This is a genomic window from Burkholderia sp. Cy-637 (assembly GCF_011753175.1).
In the GTDB taxonomy this organism is placed as follows: domain Bacteria; phylum Pseudomonadota; class Gammaproteobacteria; order Burkholderiales; family Burkholderiaceae; genus Burkholderia; species Burkholderia gladioli.
The window spans coordinates 1-9,713 of sequence record NZ_VWWC01000219.1 but is presented as its reverse complement, the minus strand read 5'-3'; the positions used below and the strand labels follow the sequence as shown (position 1 = coordinate 9,713).

Genomic DNA, 9,713 nt, shown 5'->3' with positions numbered 1-9,713 from the left:
GCGGGCGCGGGGCTCGGCGCGCTGGTGATGGCCGCCGCCGCGCGGGCATGCACGGCGAACTGATGCGCGGCCAGCTTCGCCTGGGCGGGCTTGCCCCGCGCGGCGGCGCCCAGCGCGAGCAGCCGCGCCGAGCCGCTTTCCACGAATACCGCGTCGGCATCGTCGGCGCCGGGATAGCCGGCCGGCGCGGCCGCGATCACCAGCGCCGCGTGGTCCAGCGCCGTGAAGCGCGTGCCTTCGGTGTCCACCACCGGCGCCGCGCAATCGGCCGCCGCGCAGCCGTCGGCGAGCTTGAGCCAGCCGCGCAGCAGCGACAGGTGCGCGTCCCGGGCGAACAGCACGCGCGTATCGGGGCCGAGCGCGACCACCCGGCCGCTCTCGTCCTGCAACTGCGCGCCGCCCTGGGCCGGCGTCTCGACCATGTCGTTCACCGCCAGCCGCTGGCCCGGCTGCGCCAGATACAGACCGGTCTGGTGAATCACCGTGACGGGCGCCGCCGCGCGCACCAGCGTCCAGGCCTGCGCCGCCGAGGCGAAGGCCAGCAGGCCGAGCGGCGCGAGGCGGGCAAGCCGGCCGAGCCGGCCGAGCCGATGGAAAAAACCTGGATAACGTGTCATCGAGAGCGCCGCGACGCGTCATGCGCGCCGCTTGAATGAAACCGGATATCTGCTGAACGGCCGGCCCCCGCCATTTATTCCGATTCGTCTTCACGAAGCCGGATCGATGTGTCGCGCGCGTGACTCTGTGCACGGATTGCGTGCACACGGCGCGCCGCGCGGCGAATTCGTAACAAAACGTTTTCCTTCGGCATGCCCAAGGAATATTCGCGAAGCCTCATGCGTTAAGGCCAGCAACGACACCGACGGACGTGTCGCGGCGGCGGCGGGCAGGACCCGCCGCGCTTCGCGAAAAACACGGCCGGCATGGAATAGATCGCGACGGCGCGCTGTTCTGTGGTCGTGGACGACGGCAGCCACCGGCATCCCCGGCACCCGTCGGATTCCTGAACCCTTATGCACCTCAGAGGAACCAGCGCATGGCAACGAGGCAGAGCAGTCAGAAATTCATTGCGCGCAATCGGGCGCCGCGCGTCCAGATCGAGTACGACGTCGAGTTGTACGGCGCGCAGAAGAAAGTGCAGATCCCGTTCGTGATGGGCGTGATGTCGGACCTGTCCGGCGCCAATGCCGGCGAGCTGCCGCCGATCGAGGAGCGCAAGGCGCTCGAGATCGACGTCGACAACTTCGACAGCCGCATGCAGTCGATGAAGCCGCGCGTCAACTTCACGGTGCCGAACACGCTGACCGGCGAAGGCAACCTCGAGGTCGACATCAGCTTCGAGAGCATGGACGACTTCTCGCCGGCCGCGGTGGCGCGCAAGGTGGATTCGCTCGCCAGGCTGCTCGAGGCACGCACCCAGCTGGCGAATCTCGGCACCTATCTCGACGGCAAGGTCGGCGCGGAGAAGCTGATCGCGCAGGCGCTGAAGGACCCGGCGCTGCTGCAGTCGCTGAGCTCGGCGCCTAAGGCCGCCGACACCGAACCCGGACAGGAGTGATGGCGATCATGGAAAGCCAGAAGCAATTCGAAGGCGCGCCGCAGGGCGCGGTGGCCGAGGCGAACGATTTCGCGGCGCTGCTGAACAAGGAGTTCAAGCCCAAGAACGAGCGCGCCAAGGAAGAGGTGGAAGCCGCGGTGCGCACGCTCGCCGAGCAGGTGCTGCGCGATTCGAACGTGGTCTCGGACGACGTCACGCAGACCATCAACGCCTACGTGGCCGAGATCGACCGCAAGCTCAGCGAGCAGCTGAACCACGTGCTGCACCACGCCGAATTCCAGAAGCTGGAAGGCGCCTGGCGCGGCCTGCATCACCTGGTCACCAATTCCGAAACGGATCCGATGCTGAAGATCCGCGTGATGAACATCTCGAAGAAGGAACTGGCCAAGAACCTCAAGCGCTTCAAGGGCGTGGCCTGGGACCAGAGCCCGGTGTTCAAGCGCGTCTACGAGGAAGAATACGGCCAGCTCGGCGGCGAGCCCTACGGCTGCCTGATCGGCGATTACTACTTCGACCACAGTCCTCAGGACGTCGAACTGCTGCGCGGCATCTCGCAGATCGCCGCGGCCTCGCACGCGCCCTTCATCTCGGCGGCCGATTCCAGCCTGCTCGGCATGGAGAACTGGAACGAGCTGGCGAACCCGCGCGACCTGTCGATGATCTTCACCACGCCCGACTACGCCGGCTGGCGCTCGCTGCGCGAGATGGACGACGCGCGCTACCTGGCGCTGACCATGCCGCGCACGCTGGCGCGCCTGCCCTACGGCGCGAAGACGGACCCGGTGGAGGAATTCGATTTCGAGGAAGACACCGAAGGCGCCGACTCGGGCAAGTACACCTGGCAGAACGCGGCCTACTCGATGGCGGTCAACATCAACCGCTCGTTCAAGCTCTATGGCTGGTGCACGCGGATTCGCGGCGTGGAATCGGGCGGCGCGGTGGAGAACCTGCCGGTGCACACCTTCCCGAGCGACGACGGCGGCGTGGACATGAAGTGCCCGACCGAGATCGCGATCACCGACCGCCGCTCGGCCGAGCTCGACAAGATGGGCCTGATGCCGCTGGTGCATCGCAAGAACTCCGACGTGGCCGCCTTCATCGGCGCGCAGTCGGTGGCCAAGCCCGAGGAATACGACGATCCGGCCGCCACCGCCAACTCGAACCTGTCGGCGCGCCTGCCCTACATGTTCGCCTGCTGCCGCTTCGCGCACTACCTGAAGTGCATCGTGCGCGACAAGATCGGCTCGTTCAGCACGCGCGAGCAGATGGAGAACTGGCTGTCGAACTGGGTGATGAACTACGTCGACGGCGACCCGGTGAACTCCAGCGAGGAAACCAAGGCGCGCAAGCCGCTGGCGGCCGCGCAGGTGGTGGTGGAGGAAGTCGAGGACAACCCCGGCTACTACACCTCCAAGTTCTTCCTCAAGCCGCATTACCAGCTCGAAGGCCTGACGGTGTCGCTGCGCCTGGTCTCGCGCCTGCCTTCGGCACGCGCCGCATGAAACAGGGCCGCGCGCGGTAGACGCGCGCGGCCGATGGTACCCAGCCCTTATCGGAGCGAGGCGCTCCGGTTTACCCAGTTCGTCGGATCGGCGAGCACTTTAATAGCAAGCAGAGGTCATTATGGCATTCGACATGCACCTGAAATTCGGCTCCGGTTCGGTCACGATCCAGGGCGCGTCCAACCACTCGAAGCACAAGAACGAGGTGCCGATCATCGCCTGGTCGTGGGGCGTGAGCAACACCGGTAACCTGCATACCGGTGCCGGCTACGCCTCGGGCGGCAAGGCCAACATCCAGGACATCACGGTCACCAAGTACATCGACAGCTGCTCGAACGCGATCCTGAACGCCTGCTGTACCGGCGCGCGCGTCGACAACGCCTACCTGTACGTGACCAACGCCACCGGCCAGCAGACCGACTTCGTGACCATCGAGCTCAGCGAAGGCGTGCTGATCACCTCGGTGTCGACCGGCGGCACCGGCGGCGACGAGCGCCTGACCGAGAACATCACGCTGCACTTCGGCAAGTTCAAGTACTCGTTCCAGCCGCAGGACGACGAGGGCAAGGCCAACGGCGGCACCAAGGACTTCACCTTCGACATCCAGCAGGTCGCCAAGCAGTAAGCGCGTGATACGCAACGGGGCCGGCACGGCCGGCCCCGCCCAACCCGCTTTCCCCCGTCCAACGGAACACCCACGTGAACCCAACCCTTGCCGACACCAGCCCGGCCGACGCCGCGGCGCTGCTTGCCCACGGACGCCTGGACGAGGCGCTGAGCGCCCTGTCCGCCGAGGTCCGCAGCCGACCCGCCGATGCCTCGCTGCGCGTGTTCCTGTTCCAGTTGCTCGCGCTGGTGGGCGAATGGGATCGCGCGGCCAACCAGTTGAAGATGGCGGCCGAACTCGACGAGCAGAACACGCTGATGTCGACCGCCTATGAATTCGCGCTGCGCGGCGAGCACGAGCGCGCGGCCGTGCTGGCCGGCGGCAAGTGCCCCGGCATCGCCGGCGAGCCGGCCGCCTGGCACGCGCCGCTGATCCGCGCGCTGCACGCGCTGACCGAGAACCGCATCGACGAGACGCTGACCCAGCGCGCGCTCGCCTTCGACACGGCCGAGACCGTGGCCGGCAGCATCGACGGCGAGCCCTTCGAGTGGATCGCCGATGCCGATCCGCGCTTCGGCCCCTGCCTGGAGCTGATCCTGAAGAGCGGCTACGTGTGGGCGCCGTTCTCGCAGTTGCGCTCGCTCGAGTTCGAGGCACCCAGCGACCTGCGCGACAAGGTCTGGGCACCGGTCAAGCTGACCTGGACGAGCGGCGCCGAATCGGTGGGCTTCGTGCCGTGCCGCTACGCCGGCAGCGAGCGCTCCGGCATCGCCGACCTGGCGCTGGCCGCGGGCACCTCCTGGGTCGAGCACGGCGAGGACTGCTTCACCGGCCGCGGCCAGCGCATGCTGGTGACCGATCGCGCCGAGTACCCGCTGCTCGACGTGCGCTCGATCACCTTCGGCGCGCGCTGAGGGGCCCGCCGCGATGGCCGAACTGACCCCGCAGGAGCGCCTGCAGCCCTCGCTGCTCGACCGGCTGACCGACCTGGCGCCGCACGAGCCCGAGGAGAGCCGCGAGGCGCGCGTGATCACGGCCGCGAAGCTGCGCGAGTGCGTGACCCGCGATATCGCCGCGCTGCTGAACTGCACGCGCCAGTGGGAGGACGAGGACCTGCCCGGCCTCGAGCAGGTCGGCAACTCGGTGCTCAACTTCGGGATTCCCGACCTGGCCGGCAGCGCGCTGTCGGGCATCGACGCGGGCGAGCTGCAGAGCCGCATCCGCGCCGCGCTGCTCGACTTCGAGCCGCGCCTGATCGCCGATACCGTGCAGGTCAGCGTCAGCACCGACGATTCGCGCATGGACAGCCGCTCGCTGTCGTTCCGCATCGATGCCGAGATGTGGGCCCAGCCGATGCCGCTCGGCCTCTACCTGCGCACCGACGTCGACCTCGAAACCGGCGAGTTCCGCGTCTCGCCAATGTTCGGCTGAAGCCCCATGGATCCCCGCCTGCTTCGTTACTACAACCGCGAGCTCCAGCACGTGCGCGAGATGGGCGCCGAGTTCGCGAGCGCCTACCCGAAGATCGCCGGCCGCCTCGGCATGGAAGGCTTCGAGTGCGCCGACCCTTACGTCGAACGCCTGCTGGAGGGTTTCGCCTTCCTCGCCGCGCGCGTGCAGCTCAAGCTCGACGCGCAGTACCCGGTGTTCACCCAGCACCTGCTGGAGATGGTCTACCCGCATTACCTGTCGCCGATCCCGTCGATGGCGGTGGTGCAACTGCATCCCGACACAGCCGAGGACCTGCCGCCGGCCGGCCACGCGGTGGCGCGGCACACGGTGCTGCGCAGCCTGACCGGCTTCGGCGAGCGCACCGCCTGCGAATACCGCACCGCGCACGAGGTCAAGCTCTGGCCGCTGGAGCTGGCCGAGGCGCGCTACTTCGATACGCCGGCCGCGCTGGCCGCGGCGGGCCTGGTACCGCCGCCGGGGCGCGCCGCGCGCGCCGGGCTGCGGCTGCGGTTCCGCACCCTGGCGGGTGCCGAGGCGAAGATGCTCGCGCTCGACACGCTGCCGGTCTACCTGGCCGGCGCCGACGAGCTGCCGGCCCTGCTCTACGAGCAACTGCTGGCCAACGGCCTGGGCTACACGGTGCGCACCGCCTCGGCCAGCGAGGGCGAATTCGTCGAGCTGCATCACGAGCGGGCCGCGTTGCGCGCCAGCGGCTTCGACGAGGAGCAGGCGATGCTGCCCTACGGCAGCCGCTCGTTCAGCGGCTACCGGCTGCTGCAGGAATACTTCGCCTGCCCCGAGCGCTTCCGCTTCGTCGAATTCACCGGCCTGCGCGCGCTGCTGGCTCGCGCGCGCGGCAAGGAGTTCGAGATCGTGGTGTGGCTCGACCGCAGCGTGGCGCGCCTGCACAACGCGATCGACGCCGGCAATTTCCGGCTGTTCTGCACGCCGGCGGCCAACCTGTTCGAGCGGCGCGCCGATCGCATCCACCTGCAGGGCGGGCGCACCGAATATCACATCCTCGGCGACCGCACGCGGCCGATGGACTTCGAGGTGCACAGCGTGCTGGAGGTGCAGGGCTACGGCGATCGCCAGGAACCCGAGCAGCGCTTCCTGCCGTTCTACGACAGCAATTCGCGCAACTGGCACGGCGGCCAGGCGGCCTTCTACACGCTGCGCCGCGAGCCGCGCCTGCTCTCCACGCGGCAGAAGCAGAACGGCGCGCGCTCCAGCTACGTGGGCAGCGAGACCTTCATCGCGCTGGTGGACGGCAAGGATGCGCCTTACGCCACCTCGCTGCGCCAGCTCGGCCTGCGCCTGCTCTGCACCAATCGCGACCTGCCGCTGCACATGCCGGTGGGCAAGTCCTATACCGATTTCACGCTCGACACCGACGCGCCGGTGGCCTCGATCCGCTGCGTGGCGGGCCCGACCCGGCCGCGCGCGCCGGTCGCCACCGGCGAGACCGCCTGGCGGCTGATCAGCCATCTGCAGCTGAACTACCTGTCGCTGCTGGAGGACGAGGGCGAGCAGGGCGCGGCCTCGCTGCGCGAGATGCTGGGCCTCTACCACGACGAATTCGACGCCGCCGCGCGCCGCCAGGTCGAGGGCATCCGCCAGGCCTCGGCGCGGCCGGTGACGCGCCGCGTGCCGGTGCCGGGCCCGATCACCTATGGGCGCGGCCTGGAGATCACCCTGACCTGCGCCGACTCGGCCTTCGAGGGCAGCAGCGCCTTCCTGCTGGGCTCGGTGCTGCAGCATTTCCTGGCGCGCTACGTCTCGCTGAACGCCTTCACCGAGACCGTGCTGCGCACCCAAGAACGCAACGAGGTGGCCCGATGGCCCGCAACGCCCGGCAAGCGCCCGATCCTGTAGCGCTGGAGGCGGCGCTGCGCGAGCGGCCGTTCGACTTCGAATTCCTCGAGGCGATGCGGCGGCTCGAATGCGCCTACCCGGCCCGCCCGCGCCTGGGCCACTCGACCAAGCCGGCCGAGGATCCGGTGCGGCTCGCGCACGCGGCCACGCTGGAATTCCCGCCGCGCAGCATCGAGCGCTTCGAGCCCGGCGCGGGCGGCGCGCCGGGGCGGCTCTACGGGCTGTTCCTGGGCCTGTTCGGGCCGCAGGGGCCGCTGCCGCTGCACCTCACCGAACACGCGGTGGACCGCGAGCGCAATGCCAAGGACCCGACGCTGACGGCCTTCGCCGACGTGTTCCATCACCGCATGCTGAGCCTGTTCTACCGCGCCTGGGCCGATGCGCAGCCCACCGTGCAGTACGACCGGCCCGAGAGCGACCGCTTTCGCACCTATGTCGGCGCGCTGATCGGCATCGCCACGCCGCGCTTGCAGGACCGCGACGCGCTGCCGGACCAGTTCAAGCGCTTCTTCGCCGGGCGGCTGGTGCCGCAGGCGCGCAATGCCGAGGGCCTGCGCGGCCTGCTGGAGCACTACTTCGGCGTGCCGGTGCAGGTGCTCGAATTCGTGGTCGGCTGGATGACCCTGCCCGAGGACGCGCATCTGCGCATGGGCGGCGCGATGGCCTCGATGGGCCGCAACGCCACGCTGGGCGCCCAGGTGCGCGGTGCGCAGCAGCGCTTCCGGCTGCGCATCGGCCCGCTCGGGCTGGCCGAGTTCAACCGCTTCCTGCCCGGCGGCGAGGCGCTGCGCGAGCTGACGGCCGCCGTCAAGCTCTACGCGGGCGAGGAAAAGGGCTGGGACGTGCAGCTCGTGCTGAAGAAGGAGGAGGTGCCCGCCAGCCACCTCGGGCAGGCGGGCCGGATGGGTTTCAACACCTGGATGGGGCGCTATGCCAAGCCGGCCGATGCCGACCAGGTGGTGCTGACGCCGGTGGCCTAGCGCGGCGCACGCAGCACGGCGCGACGCGCCTTTCATTTCGAACCGGTGGCCGCCGTTGGCCCGGCGCCGCCTCACTGACTACAGGATGGACATCATGGCCGAGATCAGTCGCGGCGCCTTGTTCGGCAAGCTCAACGCGATCGCCTACCGGGGCATCGAAAGCGCCACCGTGTTCTGCAAGCTGCGCGGCAACCCCAACGTGGAGCTGGTGCACTGGATCCACCAGATCCTGCAGGCGCAGGATTCCGACCTGCATCGCATCGTGCGCCACTTCGGCCTCAACCCCTCGAACCTGGCGCGCGACGTGACGGCCGCGCTGGAGCGCCTGCCGCGCGGCAGCACCACCATCTCCGACCTGTCCTCCGAGGTGGAGGAGGCGGTCGAGCGCGGCTGGGTGTTCGCCACCCTGATGTTCGGCGAGGCCCAGGTGCGCACCGGCTACCTGCTGGTCGGCATGCTGCGCACGCGCCATCTGCGCCACGCGCTGCAGGCGGTCTCGGCCGAGTTCGGCAAGCTCAGGCCCGAGACGCTGGCCGACGAGTTCGCCGCGATCGTGGCCGGCTCGCCCGAGGACAGCCTGGGCGCCACCGACGGCTTCCGCGCCGACGCAGCGGGCGCGGCGGGGGCCGCGCCGGGCGAGGCCAGCGGCGCGCTGGCGCCGGCCCAGATGGGCCGCCAGCAGGCCCTGCAGCAGTTCACCGTGGATCTCACCGCGCAGGCGCGCGAGGGCCGCATCGACCCGATCGTCGGCCGCGACGGCGAGATCCGCCAGGTGGTCGACATCCTGATGCGGCGCCGCCAGAACAATCCGATGCTGGTGGGCGAGGCGGGCGTGGGCAAGACCGCCGTGGTGGAGGGCTTCGCGCTGCGCATCGCGCGCGGCGACGTGCCGCCGGCGCTCAAGGACGTACAGGTGCGCACGCTCGACATCGGCCTGCTGCAGGCCGGCGCGAGCATGAAGGGCGAGTTCGAGAACCGCCTGCGCCAGGTGATCGACGAGGTGCAGGCCTCGCCGCGCCCGGTGATCCTGTTCATCGACGAGGCGCACACGCTGGTGGGCGCGGGCGGCGCGGCCGGCACCGGCGACGCGGCCAACCTGCTCAAGCCGGCCCTGGCGCGCGGCAACCTGCGCACCATCGGCGCCACCACCTGGGCCGAGTACCGCAAGCACATCGAGAAGGACCCGGCGCTCACGCGGCGCTTCCAGACCGTGCCGGTGGACGAGCCCGACGAGGCCAAGGCGGTCCTGATGATGCGCGGCGTGGCCAGCGTGATGGAGCGCCACCACCGCGTGCAGGTGCTCGACGAGGCGCTGGAGGCCGCCGTCAAGCTCTCGCATCGCTACATCCCGGCGCGCCAGCTGCCCGACAAGTCGGTCAGCCTGCTCGACACCGCCTGCGCGCGCGTGGCGATCAGCCAGCACGCGGTGCCGGCCGAGATCGACGACACCCTCAAGCGCATCGAGGCGCTCGAGACCGAGCAGGCCATCATCGCGCGCGAGCGGCAGATCGGCATCGAGGTGGAGGCCCGCGAGACGCAGGCGGCCACCGCGCTGGCGGCGCAGCGCGCGCGGCTGGCCACGCTGGAGGCCGCCTGGGCCGCCGAGAAGGCGCTGGTGGAGCGGATCCTCTCGTTGCGCGCGCAACTGCGCGGCGAGCTGCAGCCGGTGGACGGCACCGGCAGCCTCGGCGCGCCCGAGGCCGGCGCCATCGATGTCGAGGCCGCGCCGCCGGCGCTCA

Annotated in this window: 8 protein-coding genes and 1 pseudogene; 8 read left to right on the top strand and 1 reads right to left on the bottom strand. The window is 69.8% G+C overall.

Translation table 11 applies throughout. The features are described from left to right. Positions 1-617, bottom strand: a pseudogene (locus tag F3J10_RS32190) (hypothetical protein); the annotation flags it as partial. A 419-nt stretch (positions 618-1,036) separates the two neighbouring features. On the opposite strand from F3J10_RS32190, the gene tssB reads away from it, so the two are divergent. The 8 genes from tssB to F3J10_RS32150 form a co-directional block, all read left to right on the top strand. Next, positions 1,037-1,558: a type VI secretion system contractile sheath small subunit gene (tssB, locus tag F3J10_RS32185; RefSeq protein WP_013689196.1), complete on the top strand. Its 522-nt coding sequence runs from the start codon at positions 1,037-1,039 to the stop codon at positions 1,556-1,558. A gap of 8 nt (positions 1,559-1,566) precedes the next feature. Next, positions 1,567-3,060: a type VI secretion system contractile sheath large subunit gene (gene tssC / locus F3J10_RS32180; RefSeq protein WP_025098239.1), complete on the top strand. Its 1,494-nt coding sequence runs from the start codon at positions 1,567-1,569 to the stop codon at positions 3,058-3,060. A gap of 133 nt (positions 3,061-3,193) precedes the next feature. Beyond that, positions 3,194-3,685: a type VI secretion system tube protein Hcp gene (locus tag F3J10_RS32175; RefSeq protein ID WP_240154786.1), complete on the top strand. Its 492-nt coding sequence runs from the start codon at positions 3,194-3,196 to the stop codon at positions 3,683-3,685. Positions 3,686-3,759: 74 nt separating this feature from the next. After that, positions 3,760-4,581 carry a type VI secretion system accessory protein TagJ gene (locus F3J10_RS32170; protein ID WP_025098241.1) on the top strand — a complete coding sequence of 274 codons (822 nt, stop codon included), beginning with the start codon at positions 3,760-3,762 and terminating at the stop codon, positions 4,579-4,581. Between the two features lie 13 nt (positions 4,582-4,594). Further along, entirely contained in the window at positions 4,595-5,098 is a 504-nt protein-coding gene (tssE, locus tag F3J10_RS32165; protein ID WP_025098242.1) for a type VI secretion system baseplate subunit TssE, read from the top strand. Positions 5,099-5,104: 6 nt separating this feature from the next. After that, positions 5,105-6,994 carry a type VI secretion system baseplate subunit TssF gene (gene tssF, locus F3J10_RS32160; protein ID WP_025098243.1) on the top strand — a complete coding sequence of 630 codons (1,890 nt, stop codon included), beginning with the start codon at positions 5,105-5,107 and terminating at the stop codon, positions 6,992-6,994. Beyond that, the gene (gene tssG / locus F3J10_RS32155; protein ID WP_025098244.1) at positions 6,958-7,974 is read left to right on the top strand and encodes a type VI secretion system baseplate subunit TssG; all 1,017 of its coding nucleotides are present in this window, start codon (positions 6,958-6,960) and stop codon (positions 7,972-7,974) included. The genes tssF and tssG overlap by 37 nt, the downstream gene beginning before the upstream one ends. Before the next feature lie 94 nt (positions 7,975-8,068). After that, the coding region (locus tag F3J10_RS32150) for an AAA family ATPase (protein ID WP_167243782.1) at positions 8,069-9,713 on the top strand (1,645 nt) is incomplete at its 3' end.

Bases quoted from the DNA above. Each gene is read 5' to 3' on its own strand.
- tssB (WP_013689196.1), top strand. From the start codon at position 1,037: ATGGCAACGAGGCAGAGCAGTCAGAAATTCATTGCGCGCAATCGGGCG.
- tssC (WP_025098239.1), top strand. From the start codon at position 1,567: ATGGAAAGCCAGAAGCAATTCGAAGGCGCGCCGCAGGGCGCGGTGGCC.
- F3J10_RS32175 (WP_240154786.1), top strand. From the start codon at position 3,194: ATGCACCTGAAATTCGGCTCCGGTTCGGTCACGATCCAGGGCGCGTCC.
- tssE (WP_025098242.1), top strand. From the start codon at position 4,595: ATGGCCGAACTGACCCCGCAGGAGCGCCTGCAGCCCTCGCTGCTCGAC.
- tssF (WP_025098243.1), top strand. From the start codon at position 5,105: ATGGATCCCCGCCTGCTTCGTTACTACAACCGCGAGCTCCAGCACGTG.
- tssG (WP_025098244.1), top strand. From the start codon at position 6,958: ATGGCCCGCAACGCCCGGCAAGCGCCCGATCCTGTAGCGCTGGAGGCG.